Origin of the sequence: Streptomyces typhae, assembly GCF_009755605.1 — a bacterium.
Classification (GTDB): Bacteria; Actinomycetota; Actinomycetes; order Streptomycetales; family Streptomycetaceae; genus Streptomyces; species Streptomyces typhae.
In genome coordinates, this window is sequence record NZ_WPNZ01000003.1 from 263,413 (window position 1) to 279,117 (window position 15,705).

Sequence of the window (15,705 nt, forward strand, 5' to 3'; positions counted from 1 at the left end):
ATCACCGCGACGACACGGCAACGTCACGACGACTCCCTGCACACCAACTCCGTAGGCAACACAATCTGCTGCCGCCCAAGCCGCCGCGCCGCCGCCGGCCGGGTGTCGGCGATCTCGGCCAGGAGGACGTTCGTCATGGTGCGGCCCATTTCCGCTATGGGCTGGCGGACGCTGGTGAGCGGCGGGTCCATGTGGCGGGCGATGGCCGAGTCGTCGAAGCCGACCAGGGCCACGTCGTCCGGTATACGGCGTCCGGCCTCGCGGAGCACCTGGCGGGCCCCCGCGGCCATCACGTCGGAGCCCGCGAAGACCGCGTCCAGGTCCGGGCGGCGGTCGAGCAGGTCGGCCATCGCGCGGCGGCCGCCGTCCTCGGTGAAGTCGCCGTGGGCCGTCAGGTCCGAGGGGACCGGGTGGCCCGCCTCCGTGAGCGCCTCCACATAGCCGTCCAGGCGGCGCTGGGCGCCGTACACGTCGAGGCGGCCCGTGATCGTGGCTATCGTGCGACGGCCCCGCGCGAGCAGGTGGTCGACGGCGGCCCGCGCGCCCGCGAAGTTGTCGGAGTCCACCGAGGCGAGCGGCTCGTCGGCCGAGCGGCGGCCGCTGATCACCGCCGGGATCTCCAGCTGCTGGAGCAGGTCCGGCAGCGGGTCGTCGGCGTGCACGGAGACGAGCAGGACGCCGTCCACGCGGTGCGCCGACAGGTACTGCGCGAGGCTGCGGCGCTCCCGGTCGCCGCCCGCGAACGTCAGCAGGAGCTGCATGTCCGTGTCCGCGAGCGCGGAGCCGACGCCGTGGATGATGTCCGAGAAGTACGGCTCGGAGAAGAAACGGGACTCCGGCTCGGGGACGACCACGGCGATGGAGTCGGTGCGGTTCGCGGCGAGCGCGCGAGCCGCGGTGTTAGGGACATAGCCGAGCTCCGCCACCGCCTCCTCGACGGCCGCGCGCGTGTGCTCACTGACCCGGGGCGATCCGTTGATCACCCGGGACACGGTGCCGCGTCCGACACCCGCCCGCACCGCCACTTCCTCCAGCGTGGGCCGTCCCCCGCCGCGCCCCCTGGGCTGACCACTCCCCATTCAGTGCCTCCCCACGACGCGAATCTAACAGCAGGGCCATGACCACCAGCGGCGGCACCGACGGCCCGCAACTCCCGGTGTCCGGTGCCTTGACACCCCTGGGACAAGCCGCGAACCTTCAAGGCATCACACATGGGAGCGCTCCCACCCTACCCGGCTCTTACACGCCCCGCACGTTCCGCCCGAGCCATATTCCGACAATTCCCGCATGCAGGGCGGGAGTTGCGCCGTGGCCGGCACGTCCGGGCTCCAGGAGGACGCAATGCGCTACAGGACTCGAACGCCCCGCCGCCGAGCGGTGGCCCTCGCGGCCGTCGCCGCCCTTGCCACCGGGCTGCTCGCCGGCTGCGCCGAGGACTCCGACGAGCCCGGCGGTTCCTCCGGTGGCGGTGGCGGCGACGGGGGCGGCAAGGGGAAGACGACGCTGACCGTCGGGGTCTTCGGCGCCTTCGGCCTACAGGAGGCCGGGCTCTACGACGAGTACGAGCGCAACAACCCCGGCATCGAGATCAAGCAGAACTCCGTACAGCGCAACGAGAACTACTGGCCCGCCCTCCTCACCCACCTCAGCAGCGGCAGCGGCCTCTCCGACATCCAGGCCGTCGAGGTCGGCAACATCGCCGAGCTGACCGGCACCCACTCGGCCAAGCTGGTGGACCTCGGCAGGACGCAAGGTGTGGACAAGGGCGCCTATCTGGGCTGGAAGTGGCAGCAGGGCACCACCAAGGACGGCAAGACCGTCGGGCTCGGCACCGACATCGGGCCGACCGGCATCTGCTACCGCAAGGACCTGTTCGAGAAGGCAGGCCTGCCGACGGACCGCGAGGAGGTCGGCAAGCTCTGGGCGGGCGACTGGAAGAAGTACCTGGAGGCGGGCAAGCGGTACAAGCAGAAGGCACCCGAGGGCACCGCCTTCGTCGACGGCGCCACCGGTGTGATGGCCGCCGTGCACGCCTCCGGCAAGGAGAAGTTCTACGACGCCGAGGGTGAGCTGGTCTACAAGGACAGTGCGGGGGTCAAGGAGGGCTGGGACATCGCCGCCCAGTTCGCCGAGGCCGGGCTCACCGCGAAGCTCCAGCAGTTCCAGCCCAGTTGGGACCAGGCCTTCGCCAACGGCTCCTTCGCCACCGTGACCTGCCCGCCCTGGATGCTCGGCTACATCAAGGACAAGGCGGGCGACAAGGGCGAGGACCAGTGGGACGTGGCCGCCGCGCCCCGGCCCGGCAACTGGGGCGGCTCCTTCCTGACCGTGCCCGAGGCGGGCGGGAGCAAGGAGGAGGCCGCCAAGCTCGTCGCCTGGCTGACCGCCCCCGAGCAGCAGGCCAAGCTGTTCGACAAGCGGGCCAGCTTCCCCAGCGCCGAGGCCGCCTACGACCTGCCCGAAGTGAAGAACGCCAAGAACCCCTATTTCGGTGACACCCCCGTCGGAAAGATCTTCGCAAGGGCCGCCGAGGGCGTGCCGGTCCAGCCGATCGGCCCCAAGGACGGGATCATCTCCCAGTACCTCGCCGACACCGGAATGCTCGGCGTCGACCAGAAGGGGACGTCTCCCGACAAGGCCTGGGACAAAGCCATGAAGACGATCGACAACGCGCTGGACCAGTGAGCGGTCCGGTGACCGACATCCCCAGCGACACCCGTACCGCCGCGCCCTCCGCGGGAGAGGAGGGCGCGGCCCGCCGCGCACGGGCCGCCGTCTCCCCCGCGGACCCGGCCGCCGAGCGCCGCCGGGCCCGCCGCAGCCGCCGCTACCGCCGGGACGTGAGGTGGAGCCCTTACGTCCTGATCGCGCCGTTCTTCCTCTTCTTCCTCGCCTTCGGGCTCTTCCCGCTCCTCTATACGGGGTGGGCCTCGCTGCACCGCGTGGAGCTGGGGACGCCCACGGACATGGAGTGGGTGGGCCTGCGCAACTTCTCGCGCCTCCTCGACGACGACTTCTTCTGGAACGCGCTGCGCAACACCTTCACCATCGGCGTCATCTCGACCGTGCCGCAGCTCCTGATGGCACTGGGCCTCGCCCATCTCCTCAACTACCGCCTGCGCGGGTCGATGTTCTTCCGCGTCGCGATCCTCACTCCGTACGCCACCTCGGTGGCCGCGGCGACGCTCGTCTTCGTGCTGATGTTCAGCCGCACCGACCACGGCATGATCAACTGGGGTCTCGGCCTGGTCGGCATCGACGCCGTGGACTGGCAGAACGGCGACTGGACCGCGCAGTTCGCCGTCTCCGCGATCGTGATCTGGCGCTGGACGGGCTACAACGCGCTGATCTACCTCGCCGCCATGCAGGCCATCCCGAAGGATCTGTACGAGTCGGCCGCCCTGGACGGCGCGAGCCGCTGGCAGCAGTTCCGGCATGTGACGGTGCCCTCGCTGCGGCCGACGATCCTGTTCACCTGCGTGGTGTCGACGATCGGGGCGACCCAGCTCTTCGGTGAGCCGCTCCTGTTCAGTCAGGGCGCGAGCCCGACCGGCGGCTCCGACCACCAGTTCCAGACGCTCGGGCTCTATCTGTACGAGCAGGGCTGGTTCAACCAGCACCTGGGGCGGGCCTCGGCGATCGCCTGGACCATGTTCCTCATTCTCGTCCTGATCGGCCTGCTCAACTGGGTGATCAGCCGCCGGATCCGCCGAAACGCCTGAGGGGATGACGTGGCAAGCCTGAAGAAACGCGGCGCCGGACGCCAACTGCGGGGCGGCAGGCTGACGTACGCCGTGCTGATCCTGTTCACCGTCGGCTCCCTCTTCCCGCTCGTCTGGACCGCGATCGCCGCGTCCCGCAACAACACGCGGCTCGCCCAGACGCCACCGCCGTTCTGGTTCGGCGGCAACCTCTTCAAGAACCTGGAGATCGCCTGGACCGACGCCAACATGGGCACGGCGCTGATCAACACCCTGGTGGTGGCGGGCAGCATCACCGTGGGCACCGTGCTCTTCTCCACCCTCGCCGGATTCGCCTTCGCCAAGCTGCGCTTCCGCTTCCGGGGGCTGCTCCTGCTGCTCGTGATCGGCACGATGATGGTGCCGCCGCAGCTCAGCGTCGTACCGCTGTTCATGATGGTGGCGGAGTTCGGCTGGACCGATCAGCTGCAGTCCGTGGTCCTGCCGACGCTGGTGAGCGCCTTCGGGGTGTTCTTCATGCGGCAGTACCTCATCGAGGCGCTGCCGACCGAGCTGATCGAGGCCGCCCGCGTGGACGGCGCCAGCAGCTTCCGGGTGATCTGGCACATCGTCTTCCCGGCGGCCAGGCCCGCGATGGCCGTCCTCGGCATGCTGACCTTCGTCATGGCCTGGAACGACTTCTTCTGGCCCATCATCGCGCTGACCCAGGGCGGTGAACCCACCGTGCAGGTGGCCCTCGCCGGGCTCGGCCGCGGCCAGATCCCCGACCAGTCCGTGATCATGGCGGGGGCGCTGCTCGGCACGCTGCCGCTGCTCATCGCCTTCGTCCTGTTCGGCAAGCAGATCGTGGGCGGGATCATGCAGGGTGCCGTCAAGGGGTAGCCGGCGGGGCGCCCTGTGCGGGTGATTCGCCGCTGCGCGGCGAGCTCTTCCCCACCCATCCGCCCACCCTCGATCCCTCACCGGTACGTCCCCTCTCTCCGTTTCTCTCCGCACAATCCATGGGAGCGCTTCCATGCCCTACACGCAGTCCGACGCGAACCTGCGGTTTCCCCCCGGCTTCCGGTGGGGGGCCGCGACCGCCGCCTACCAGATCGAAGGGGCGGTGTCGGAGGACGGCAGGACGCCGTCCATCTGGGACACCTTCAGCCGTACGCCGGGCAAGGTGCTCGGCGGGGACACCGGGGACGTGGCCTGCGACCACTACCACCGGTGGCGTGACGACGTACGGCTGATGGCGGACCTGGGCATCGGCGCCTACCGCTTCTCCGTGTCCTGGCCGCGGGTGCAGCCCACCGGGCGCGGGCCCGCCGTGCAGCGCGGGCTCGACTTCTACCGCGCGCTCGTCGACGAACTGCTCGCGCACGGCATCACGCCCATGGTCACGCTCTACCACTGGGACCTGCCGCAGGAGCTGGAGTCGGCCCTGCCCGGCGGCTCCCCCGCGGGCGGCGGCTGGCCGGAGCGGGACACCGCGTACCGCTTCGAGGAGTACGCGGGGATCGTCGCCGGGGCGCTCGGTGACCGCGTGGAGTGGTGGGCGACCCTCAACGAGCCCTGGTGCAGCGCGTTCCTCGGCTACGGCTCGGGCGTGCACGCGCCGGGACGCACCGACCCCGTGGCCGCCCTGCGCGCGGCCCACCACCTCAACCTCGCCCATGGCCTGGGGGCGCGGGCGCTGCGCACGGTCCTTCCCGGCCGCGCCCAGGTCGGCGTCTGCCTCAATCCGAGCGCCGTGCGCCCCCTGACCGACGCGCCCGCCGACCTGGACGCGCGCCGCCGCATCGACGCGCTGGCCAATCGCGTCTTCACCGGGCCGATGCTCCGCGGGACGTACGACCACGATCTGCTGGCGGACACCGCCCGGATCACGGACTGGTCGTTCGTGCACGACGGCGACCTGGCCATCACCCGGCAGCCGCTGGACTTCATCGGCGTCAACTACTACTCCCCCGCTGTCGTGTCGGGCTCCGCCGACGCCGCGGGCGGCCCGCGCCACGACGGGCACGGCGCCGCCGAGCACTCCCCCTGGCCGGGCGCCGACGACGTCTCCTTCCACCGCGCTCCCGGCGAACTCACCGCCATGGACTGGCCCGTGGACCCCACAGGACTGACCGACCTCCTCCTGGAGTACACCGCCGAAGCTCCCGGGGTTCCCCTGCTCGTGACCGAGAACGGCGCGGCCTACGACGACAAGCCGGGCGCGGCCGGCCAGGTCCACGACCCCGACCGCATCCGCTATCTGCACGGCCATCTGACCGCCGTGCACGAGGCGATCATGTCCGGCGCGGACGTACGCGGCTACTTCCTGTGGTCGCTGATGGACAACTTCGAGTGGGCGTACGGCTACAGCAAGCGGTTCGGCGCGGTGTACGTGGACTACGAGACGCAGGCCCGCACACCCAAGTCGAGCGCCCGCTGGTACGCGCGGGTGGCCGCGAGCGGGGAGCTGGCCCCGCCGGACGAGGAGGGCGAGGGCTGAGCGCCCCGGCCGGGTGGGGGGAAGGCGCCGACCGGGGCGCGTGTGGGGGGAGAGCCCACGTTAGCCCCGCTCCCGGACGACGAAAGGGGCATCCGGGGCCCTTGATCGGGATCTTGAGGTTCGCTTAAGGGTGGGATCGGGGTCGCCAAAGGTTGGCGGCCCCGTCAGGGGTCCGCGCCCGTCAGGGGCGCGGGGAACTGCGCGCCCAGCCGAGGACACGCCGCAGACGCGTCTGCCGACGGACCCCGCAGACGCGTCGGCGGCTGTTCCGTGGCCGAGCGCGAAGCTCCCCGCGCCCCTGGTAGGGGCGTGGGACCCAGAGGCGTACCTCCGTGCCCCCGAGGACCGACCGGCCGATGCGGACGTCACCGCCGGTGGACTCGGTGAGGCGGCGGACGATGTCGAGGCCGAGACCGGTGGACCCGGTCGCCCCCGCGGCGGAGCCGGAGCCGCCGCGGGCGAGGGCGGTCTCCGGGTCGGCGATGCCGCCCCCGGCGTCGGACACGAGCACGATCACCGCGTCCTCCCCGCTGTGCACGTCCACGGCGAACGCCGTCCCCTCCCGGGTGTGCCGGAACACATTGCCGAGCAGGGCGTCGAGCGCGGCGACAAGATCGGCCCGTGCCACCGGCAGCCGCACCGGCGTTTCGACGCCGGCGACCCGTGCCTCGCGCCCCTCGTCCTCCGCGAGCGCCGACCAGAAGTCCATGCGTTCGCGGATCACCTCGGCGGCGTCGCAGCCCGCGCCGGGACCGGTGTGGACGCCGACCGCGGTCCGCGGGCGGGCGTCACGCGCGGTGCGGATGATGGTGTCGACCTCGCGTTCGAGGCGCTCCACGGCGGTACGGGTCTGCTCGGCGGCGGGCCCGTCCCCGAGCGAGGCGGCGTTCAGGCGGAGCACCGTGAGCGGGGTGCGCAGCCGGTGGGAGAGGTCGGCAGCCAGTTCGCGCTCGCCGGCGAGGAGCTGGACGACCTGGTCGGCCATGGAGTTGAACGCCACCGCGGCGAGCCGCAGTTCGTTCGGCCCCTCCTCCGGTACCCGGGCGCTCAGCTTGCCCTCGCCCAGGTCGTGCGCCGCTTCCACGAGCCGCCGCGCCGGCTGGACCATGCGCACGCCGAGCCGGTCGGCGACCGCGACGGACCCGATGATCAGCGCCACGCCGACGCCCGCGAGCACCAGCCACGCCGTGGTCACGCCCTTGCCGACCTCGCTCTCCGGCACATGGATCTCGACGACGGCGATCTCGCCGGAGCCGAGTCCGAAGGGCTGGAGCAGCGCGTATCCGCCGGGCACCGCCGTGGTCCTGGCCCGCCCCTGCGTCCGGGCGGCCGCCACCTGGTGCGGTCCGGCCCGGCGTTCGCCGATCCGCAGGGGCGGCTTCCCGCCGACGGCCGGCAGGTGCACGGCCATCCGCCCGTCGGCGCCCGCCGCGGACGTGGCGACGGCCCGGGTGAGCTGGGCACGGTCGGTGGTGATGGAGAGGGTGGGGCCCATGCCGGCGGCGTGCCGTTCGGCGTTGGAGAAGGCGCGGTCGCGGGCCATCTCCTGGACGACGAGGCCGAGCGGAATGGCGAAGGCGGCCACGACCATCGTGGTGACGGCCAGGCACACCTTCACGAGCGCCCACCTCACGGCGCCGCCCCCACCGCCGAGGCACCGGTCACTGCGGTGGCTCCAGTTTCACACCGACCCCCCGCAGCGTGTGCAGATAGCGGGGGCTCGCGGCGGTCTCGCCCAGTTTCCTGCGCAGCCAGGACAGATGGACGTCGATGGTCTGGTCGTCGCCGTAGCTCTGCTGCCAGACCTCGGCGAGGAGTTCCTTGCGCGGTACGACGACGCCGGGCCGCCCGGCGAGGAAGGCGAGCAGGTCGAACTCGCGGCGCGTCAGATCGAGCCGGACGCCGTCCAGTTCGGCCTGGCGGCGCAGCGGGTCGACGGTCAGGCCGCCGACCCGGAGCACCTGGCGCGCGGGCTGTTCACCGGCGGTGGTGCCGCGGGAGCGCCGCAGTACGGCGGCCATGCGCGCGGACAGGTGCTCGACGGAGAACGGCTTGGTCAGATAGTCGTCGGCGCCGTCGTTGAGGAGCCGGACGATCTCCGCCTCGTCGTCCCGCGCGGTCGCGACGATCACGGGTACGTCGGTGATGCCGCGCAGCATCTTGAGCGCCTCGCCGCCGTCGAGGTCGGGCAGTCCGAGGTCCAGGATGACGACGTCGAAGCGGAAATGCGCCACCTCGCGCAGCGCCTCCAGGGCGGTGCCGACGCTCCGTACGGTGTGGGAGGCGTCGGACAGGTGCCGGATGAGGGCCGAGCGCACGAACTGGTCGTCCTCGACGACGAGCACACTTGCCATGGGCGGCACCGTACGCCATGCGGAGGGCCCGGACGCCGTGCGGGACCTTTGGCCCGGACTTGGGTCCGATGTCCGGTAAGTGCGCCTGGGGGAAGGGGTGTCCGGGCCAAGCGGAAGGCGGGGCTCCTGGTTCTCGGCACGGCTCGTGGTGCAGTATGGCCCGCGATGCGCAGGGGCCTCGTACACGCCGGAGCGTGGTCGCTCGCCACGGGCGCGGCGGTCACGCTGTCGTGGTGGGGCGTGCACACGGTGATGGCGGGCACGGCCTACGACCCGCCGCGCGCCCTGCCGCTCGCGACCGGTGACCGCGCCGGCGACCCGCAGTCGTCCTCCACCCACCGCCCTGGCCCGCCCCCGGACGCCGCACCGTCGAAGAACCGCGAGGACGGGACCGCGAGCGAGTCCCCGCCCTCCGAGGCCCCGCCCGCCAAGACCCCGAAGGGCGCGGAGAGGAACAGGAAGCCCCTGCCCGCGACCGGCTCGCCCAAGCCCACGCGGTCGCCGGGTCCCACGCACACCCCTGCGTCCGGCAGCGTCAGGGGCTACAGCACCGACGGCGGGCGCGTCGTCTTCGACCTCGGCGCGTCCCCCGCGACGCTCGTGTCGGCGTCGCCGTCGGCGGGCTGGTCCATGCAGGTGTGGAAGGCACCGTCGTGGATCCGCGTGGAGTTCACTTCGGGGGCCGACCGGGTGTCGGTGTTCTGCACGTGGCACGACCACGCACCGAGGATCGACGTCACCACCTACTGACGCCCCTCGAAGACGGCGGCTGACGGCCGCTGGGCGCGTGCTCCCGGGGCGGTCTCAGCGGAACACGGACGAGGGCGGGGCGGGGGACGCCACGGCGCTCGCGTCCGTGACCGCCGTGGCGCCGCCTGCGAAGTCGGTGAGCGCGCGCCCGTGTTCGACGCGTGCCGGGTGCGGGTCGCTCGCGCTGCGCCGGGTGAGTTCGGCGACGGGCAGCGGCTGCCCCGCGCCGAGGAGCACGGCGTTGCCGAAGCGTCTGCCGCGCAGCACCGCGGGGTCGGCGACGAGGGCGAGTTCGGGGAAGACGTCGGCGGCGGTGGCGAGCTGGCCGCGCAAGTAGGCGAGCGGCGGGCCGTCGGCGAGGTTCGCCGCGTACCAGCCGGTGGGCTTGAGGGCCCTGCGCACGTCGGTGAGGAACTCGGTGGTGGTCAGGTGGGCGGGGGTGCGGGCACCGCTGAACACGTCGGCTATCACGAGGTCGGCCCACCCGTCCGGGACCTTCGCGAGCCCCTGTCTGGCGTCGGTGTTGCGTACGCGGACGCGGGCCGCGGGGTCGAGCGGCAGGGCGCGGCGGACGAGCTGGACGAGGGCGGTGTCGCGTTCGACGACCTGCTGGGTGGAGCGCGGGCGGGTCGCGGCGACGTAGCGGGCGAGGGTGAGGGCGCCGCCGCCCAGGTGGACGGCGTGCACGGGCCTGCCGGGCGGGGCGACGAGGTCGGCGATGTGACCGAGCCTGCGCTGGTACTCGAAGTCGAGGTACGTGGGGTCGTCGAGGTCGACGTGGGACTGCGGCGCCCCGTCGACGAGCAGGGTCCAGGCCGCACCCCGCTCCCGGTCCGGCATCAACTCGGCGAGCCCCCCGTCGACCTCCTCGACCAGAGCCTCCCGCGCCTGCCGCCCCCGCCTGTTCCGTGCCATTGCTCCATTATCGCCGGGTGCTCCGTCATCGCCGGGCGGGCAGGCATCGCCGGGTGGGCGGCCATTGCCGGGCGGGCGGCCATCGCCGGGCGGTCACTCGCGCGACGGTTCCGGCCCGTCCGGCGATCAGCGAGGCACGGCGAGATCGCAGCCCGTCCGGCGATTGAGGGCGAGCCGCGGAGCGGCGATGCGGGGCAAGGGGCGCAGCCCCTGTACAGCCCGGCAACCACCGGCTACCGGCAGTTGTCAGCTGCTTCGATCATCCGCGCGGCCTCCCCCAGCGCGGCCCGGAGCGCATCCGGATCCGTCACAGGCTCGGTCTCCCCTGGCGGCACCAGCCACCCGGTCCCCACGACGGGCGGCGGAGGCACCGGATCCGGAGTGAGAGAGACGTCATGGCCGAAGGTCTGGGTACACGCGCTGCCGGGAAGGTCCCACCCGTCCGCGGTGCCGGGCGGCACGAGAAAGCCGAGGGTGTCGCAGTCCCCGTCGTGCAGGACGGGCCCCACGGCCTCGCCCCCGACACCCCGGCGCAGGATGTCCACGGCTTCGAGCCCCTGACGCGCGGGCACGGTCACGAGGTCGCAGTTCTCGTGCCCGTCGCAGTTCTCGTGACCACCGCGGCCGTCGTGGCCCCCGCGGCCGTCGTGGAGTCCGGGCCGGGCCGGGTCCCACGGCCCGACGCAACCGGGCCCCGCGCTGCGGTCCTGGCTGGGCCGGTGCCGCGCCGTCGTCAGCGCGCCCCCGGATCCGCCGCTCTCCATGCCGAATTCCAACAAGGGAACCTCCTCGACGGGGTGGAAGCCGCATCGCTCCCTCTCCACATGGTTCAACGCGCGGGGGTGCGAACGGCTACGGCGCCGCGCCGCCGCAAAGGATGGCAGATGATGGCGGATCACGGGTGAGATATCCCGTTTGTAGCCAAACTCTGCGTGCGGACGTGTGCACATTGGGTACGTTCGTGCTCCGCCGGACAGGGCCGCAGCGCGCACGCCGACCGATCGGTGCCGGCCCACGGGCGGCCGCCGCCGCGGCAGGGCGCGCGGGGCCCCCGGCACGGTCCCCAGCGAGAGGATCCGGTATGGCGCCGTCGCCATCGGTATCGTCGACTCCGCCTCCGCGACCGAATCTCCTGTTCCGGCAACTGCGCGGACAGCGCTCACCGGGCGAGTTCGCGGCCGCCGTGCGGCGGGCCGCGCGTGAGATCGGCGAGCGGGTGAGCTGCGACGCGCGGTACGTCGGCCGGGTGGAGGCGGGCGAGATCCGCTGCCCCAACTACGCCTACGAACGAGTGTTCCTGCACATGTTCCCGGGCCGGACGCTGACGGACCTGGGCTTCGCGCCGCGTGCGGTGGTACGGGGCCGGGGGGCGCGCGGCGCCGGAGAGGCACGCGGGGCGGATCCCACGTACGGGAATGACGGATCGCGGGCCAGGTACCCGGACGACAGGTTCACCGGCAGCAGCGATGGCTGCGCCGGCGACGGCGGCAACAGCGACGGCGGGAACAGCGGGAACAACGACTGCAGCAGCGGCAACAGCGACAACAAGGAGAGCGACGTGCGGCGTCGCGCATTCATGACCAGCGGCACGGCCACGGTGGCCGCCGCGTCCTTGGGGGCCGCGGGCCTCCCGCTGGGCGGCGTCGCCGCGGCCCACGTACCCAAGGGGCGCAGGTTCCGCGCGGCGGGCGAGAGAGAGGTATGCGCCGTCGAGGAGGCCGTCCGTGAGATCCGGCTGCTCGACGACCGGCACGGCGCCGACGGCCTGTACCGGCGCGCCGCCCATCCGCTGCGCACCGCGTACGCCCTCCTCGACGCGGGCACCACCCGGCAGGCGGGGCACAGGACGGCCGACCGGCTGTACTCGGGCGCGGGCGAACTCGCGATCTCCGTGGGCTGGCTCGCGCACGACTCGGGCCGGTTCGACGACGCCCGCTCGCACTACGCGGAGGCCCTCGCCACGGCCCGGATGGCGGGCGATCCCGCCCTGGAGGCGCACGCCTTCTGCAACACGGCGTTCCTGGCCAGGGACACGGGGCGGCCCAGAGAGGCGGTGCGGGCGGCGCAGGTGGCGGCGCGGCTCGCGCGGGAGCTCGGGTCCGCCCGGTTCCTCTCGCTCCTCGCGCTGCGCGAGGCGGGCGGCTGGGCCGGGCTCGGCGACCACGCGGGCTGCCGGCAGGCGCTCGTGCGCGCGCACGCGCTGTTCGACCGCGGCCCCGCCGACACCGACCCGGAGTGGATGACCTTCTACGGGCCCGCGGAACTGGAGGGCCTGGAGGCGCAGTGCTGGTCGGCGCTCGGCCAGTGGGAGCGCGCGTCGCGGCACGCGCAGCGGGCCGCGGGCCTCGCGGTGGCGCTGACCCCCCAGCTGACCCGCAACATCGCGCTGTACACCGCGGAGCTCGCCGACGACCTGGCCCGCGCGGGCCGCCCCGACGAGGCGGCGGACGCCGGGCTGCGGGTGCTCGCCCTCCTCGACGAGGTCCAGTCGTCACGGATCGCGTGCATGCTCGCGACGACCGCGCGGCTGCTGCTGCCGCACCGGCTCGCCCCCGGAGTGACGGACTTCCTGGACCAGCACGCCGCCCGCGCGCGGGCGTGAGGCACCGAGTTCGGGTGGAAGGCGTTCAGCCTGCGGGCACGCAGCGCGCGCGGGCATGAGGCACCGCGGGCCCAGCCCGTCACCGGCGCGCTCAGCCCGTCAGGTGCCCCGTCTCGTTCCAGGACTCCAGGGCGGGCTCTCCGTAGGCCCAGCCCAGGATCGACAGGGACGTGGGGTTGAGGCGGATGCGGGACGCGAAGTCGATGTCGTAGCCGAGCCAGCGGGCGCCGATGGCTCGCAGGATGTGGCCGTGGGCGAAGACGAGCACGTCGCGGTCCGCCTCGCGGGCCCAGGCGACGACCTCGTCGGCCCGCGCGGACACCTGCGCCAGCGTCTCGCCGTCCGGCACGCCGTCGCGCCAGATGAACCAGCCGGGGCGCAGCGCCTGGATGTCGGCGGGCGTCAGGCCGTCGTAGGCGCCGTAGTCGAACTCCATCAGCGCGTCCCACTCCGCGGCCCGGTCGCCGAAGCCCGCGAGGTCGCACGTCTCGCGCGCGCGGGACAGCGGGCTGGTGCGCACCTCCACTCCGGGGAGGCCGTCGAAGGGCGCCCGGTGCAGCCGCTCGCCGAGGAGCTTCGCGCCGCGCCGGCCCTCTTCGAGGAGCGGAATGTCGGTCCTGCCGGTGTGCTTTCCGGACAGTGACCACTCGGTCTGTCCATGCCGGGCCAGCAGGATGCGCGGTGCCATGGGGAGCCTTTCCAGAGAGACATGTCAGGACATATGGCAGGACTGAAGAGGAAAGTCGCCCGACGGTCTCCTGCCCGTCGTTCGTCCGTTTCCTTCTCTGCACTGTCCATAATCCCTCCATCATCACGCACGCCGCGGGGGAGCAACCCGGGCCGCGATCTCTGCGTCTATGACGACCGGGGGATGGCTCATCGGCCTTCGCGTACGCCGTAAAGTGACCCATCGGCCGTACGCCGTGAGAACCGAGCGGGAACAGCGCGCAATGAGATGGGGGACCCACCGGATGCCGCGATTCAAGGCACTAGGCGCCGGCGACGGCGGCATATCCGGGAACGGAACGCCCCGCGTCCGCCTGCGCTGGTGGACGGAGCTGCCGCTGATCCTCCTCGTGTACGGGGCCTACTCGGCCGGCCGGCTGCTGGCGCGCGGAGACGTCACGACCGCCGTGGACCACGGCCTGTCCCTGCTGCGCATCGAGAAGGCGGTGCACCTCAACCTGGAGCACCCGCTCAACCGGCTGTTCACGGCCCACGCCTCCCTCGGCGTCCCGGCCGACTTCTGGTACGCCTCGCTGCACTACCTGGTCACACCGCTGATCCTGATCTGGATGTTCCGCAGCAAGGCCGTGCACTACGCCGCCGCCCGCACCTGGCTGATGGTCTCCACGCTCATCGGCCTGATCGGCTTCACGCTGATGCCGACCTGTCCGCCACGGCTCCTCGACGCCAAGCACGGCTTCGTCGACACGATGGCGCAGTACAGCGACTGGGGCTGGTGGGGCGGCCAGGCCAGCGCGCCGCGCGGCCTCGGTGGGATGACCAACCAGTACGCGGCCATGCCCAGCCTGCACGTCGGCTGGTCGCTGTGGTGCGGTGTGATGCTGTGGAAGTACGGGCGCACACCGCTGGCGAAGGCGGTCGGTGTGATCTACCCGCTGTTCACCACCATCGTGGTCATGGGCACCGCCAACCACTACTTCCTGGACGCGGTCGCCGGTGTGGCCGTGATGGGTGTGGGCCTGCTCCTGGTGAAGCCCGTGCGGCGGGCCGCCGACCGGATCAAGGGGCGGCTGCGGCCGGTCGCCGCCGTGGCGGGCGGCGGGCGCTCCGCCGCCACCGGGCAGCGGTCCGCGGACGCCCCGGTGGCCTCTTCCGCCACGGAGTCCTCGATTGTCAGTGCCGGATGCCAGACTTCGGCGGGTGAGCGAATTCCCCACCAGCGCAAGCTCGGCGCCGGCCCGGGCGGCAAGTCCGCGGACGGGCCGGGCACCGGGCCCCGCGGGAGCAAGGACGCCGGACCAGCGGGCAGCGCCGCCCTCGACGGCTTCGGGGACGGCGCTGCGGCAGCGGCTCGCGGAGCTGCGCGGACCTGACGTACCGCCGCAGCCCCTCGACGCCCGCGCCCTCGCGGCGCTCGCGGCGAACCCGGGCTGTCGGCGGCGGGCCCTCCTGGACGGCGCGGGCGTGCCGAAGACGGCGCTCGCGCAGTCCCTGGGCTCCCCTTCGGGCTTCGGCCAGTCGCAGTTCGCCTTCATGCGCGGGCACGCCTTCGAGTCGCGGGTCAAGTCCGACGGCGGCGCCGAACTGCTCCGCCTGACCCACGCCTGCCTCGGCGGCGGCCCGGAGCCCGAGCCCGGCTCGGCCCGGGTGCCCGACCTCACGGCGGCCGGACCCCAGGGCCGCGTGGGCCGCACGGAGATCGCCCTGCGCGAGGCCACGGCCGCGGGCGCCTGGACCCTCCTCGACCACCCGATGCTGACCCTGGACGTCGCCGGAACCCCTGCCTACCTGGAGCCGGACGCGGTGGTCGTCGCCCCTGACGGCACCTGGACGGTCGTCGAGATCAAGTCGTTCCCCATGATCGACGGCTCGGCGGACGCGGCGAAGGTGGGCGCGGCGGCGCGCCAGTCGGCGGTGTATGTCCTCGCCCTGGAGGAGGTCGCGGCGCGGATGGCCACGGGCGGGTCGGGCCCGAGCGGGTCCGACCCGAGCGGGTCGGCCGCGCGTGGGTCGGCCGCGCATGGGTCGGCCGTGCACGGACCTGCGGCGGACCCGTCTGCCGCGGACGGGTCGACCGCGGACGGGCCGACCCCGGACGAGTCGGCCATGCACGGGTCGGCTGCGGACGGGTCCTCCGCGCACGGACCTGCAACACACGGGTCGGCCGCAGACGGACCAGCCCCGGACGGGACAGTCCCAGACGGGCCGACCCCG

The 15,705-nt window shown here is 72.9% G+C and carries 13 protein-coding genes and 1 pseudogene; 8 read left to right on the forward strand and 6 right to left on the reverse strand.

The genetic code is table 11. From position 1 onward, the window contains the following. Positions 1-23: 23 nt before the first annotated feature. A complete protein-coding gene (locus GPA10_RS07705; protein WP_157164803.1) occupies positions 24-1,079 on the reverse strand; it encodes a LacI family DNA-binding transcriptional regulator in 1,056 nt (351 codons plus the stop codon). Positions 1,080-1,341: 262 nt separating this feature from the next. On the opposite strand from GPA10_RS07705, the gene GPA10_RS07710 reads away from it, so the two are divergent. The 4 genes from GPA10_RS07710 to GPA10_RS07725 all read left to right on the forward strand — a co-directional run bounded on the left by GPA10_RS07710 (position 1,342) and on the right by GPA10_RS07725 (position 6,183). Further along, positions 1,342-2,685, forward strand: coding sequence for an ABC transporter substrate-binding protein (locus GPA10_RS07710; protein ID WP_157164804.1), 1,344 nt, complete (start codon positions 1,342-1,344; stop codon positions 2,683-2,685). Between the two features lie 17 nt (positions 2,686-2,702). Beyond that, a complete protein-coding gene (locus GPA10_RS07715) occupies positions 2,703-3,722 on the forward strand; it encodes a carbohydrate ABC transporter permease (RefSeq protein WP_425505696.1) in 1,020 nt (339 codons plus the stop codon). Between the two features lie 9 nt (positions 3,723-3,731). Next, positions 3,732-4,583 carry a carbohydrate ABC transporter permease gene (locus GPA10_RS07720; RefSeq protein ID WP_343040499.1) on the forward strand — a complete coding sequence of 284 codons (852 nt, stop codon included), beginning with the start codon at positions 3,732-3,734 and terminating at the stop codon, positions 4,581-4,583. A gap of 133 nt (positions 4,584-4,716) precedes the next feature. Further along, positions 4,717-6,183: a GH1 family beta-glucosidase gene (locus tag GPA10_RS07725; RefSeq protein WP_157164805.1), complete on the forward strand. Its 1,467-nt coding sequence runs from the start codon at positions 4,717-4,719 to the stop codon at positions 6,181-6,183. A 181-nt stretch (positions 6,184-6,364) separates the two neighbouring features. Here GPA10_RS07725 and GPA10_RS07730 read toward each other — a convergent pair whose 3' ends face one another. Together GPA10_RS07730 and GPA10_RS07735 are read right to left on the reverse strand one after the other, a co-directional pair. Beyond that, positions 6,365-7,816, reverse strand: a complete 1,452-nt coding sequence (locus GPA10_RS07730) for a sensor histidine kinase (RefSeq protein ID WP_343040500.1) — start codon at positions 7,814-7,816, stop codon at positions 6,365-6,367. A 28-nt stretch (positions 7,817-7,844) separates the two neighbouring features. Next, complete coding sequence (locus GPA10_RS07735) at positions 7,845-8,537, reverse strand: response regulator transcription factor (RefSeq protein ID WP_058848501.1); 693 nt, start codon at positions 8,535-8,537, stop codon at positions 7,845-7,847. 165 nt (positions 8,538-8,702) lie between these two features. On the opposite strand from GPA10_RS07735, the gene GPA10_RS07740 reads away from it, so the two are divergent. Then, on the forward strand, positions 8,703-9,287 hold the full coding sequence (locus GPA10_RS07740; protein WP_157164806.1) for a hypothetical protein: 585 nt from the start codon (positions 8,703-8,705) through the stop codon (positions 9,285-9,287). Positions 9,288-9,341: 54 nt separating this feature from the next. Here GPA10_RS07740 and GPA10_RS07745 read toward each other — a convergent pair whose 3' ends face one another. Next, positions 9,342-10,202, reverse strand: coding sequence for a spermidine synthase (locus GPA10_RS07745; protein WP_157164807.1), 861 nt, complete (start codon positions 10,200-10,202; stop codon positions 9,342-9,344). 233 nt (positions 10,203-10,435) lie between these two features. Continuing rightward, a complete protein-coding gene (locus GPA10_RS07750) occupies positions 10,436-10,978 on the reverse strand; it encodes a hypothetical protein (RefSeq protein ID WP_079086454.1) in 543 nt (180 codons plus the stop codon). Positions 10,979-11,283: 305 nt separating this feature from the next. On the opposite strand from GPA10_RS07750, the gene GPA10_RS07755 reads away from it, so the two are divergent. Beyond that, positions 11,284-12,804 carry an NsdA family TPR-like regulatory protein gene (locus tag GPA10_RS07755; RefSeq protein WP_157164808.1) on the forward strand — a complete coding sequence of 507 codons (1,521 nt, stop codon included), beginning with the start codon at positions 11,284-11,286 and terminating at the stop codon, positions 12,802-12,804. A gap of 91 nt (positions 12,805-12,895) precedes the next feature. Here GPA10_RS07755 and GPA10_RS07760 read toward each other — a convergent pair whose 3' ends face one another. Further along, complete coding sequence (locus GPA10_RS07760; RefSeq protein ID WP_157164809.1) at positions 12,896-13,492, reverse strand: histidine phosphatase family protein; 597 nt, start codon at positions 13,490-13,492, stop codon at positions 12,896-12,898. Between the two features lie 283 nt (positions 13,493-13,775). On the opposite strand from GPA10_RS07760, the gene GPA10_RS07765 reads away from it, so the two are divergent. Both GPA10_RS07765 and GPA10_RS43985 read left to right on the forward strand, forming a co-directional pair. Then, positions 13,776-14,864: a phosphatase PAP2 family protein gene (locus GPA10_RS07765; RefSeq protein ID WP_157164810.1), complete on the forward strand. Its 1,089-nt coding sequence runs from the start codon at positions 13,776-13,778 to the stop codon at positions 14,862-14,864. Next, positions 14,830-15,447 (forward strand): annotated as a pseudogene (locus GPA10_RS43985) (hypothetical protein); the annotation flags it as partial. The gene GPA10_RS07765 and the pseudogene GPA10_RS43985, both read left to right, overlap by 35 nt. Positions 15,448-15,705: the final 258 nt, after the last annotated feature.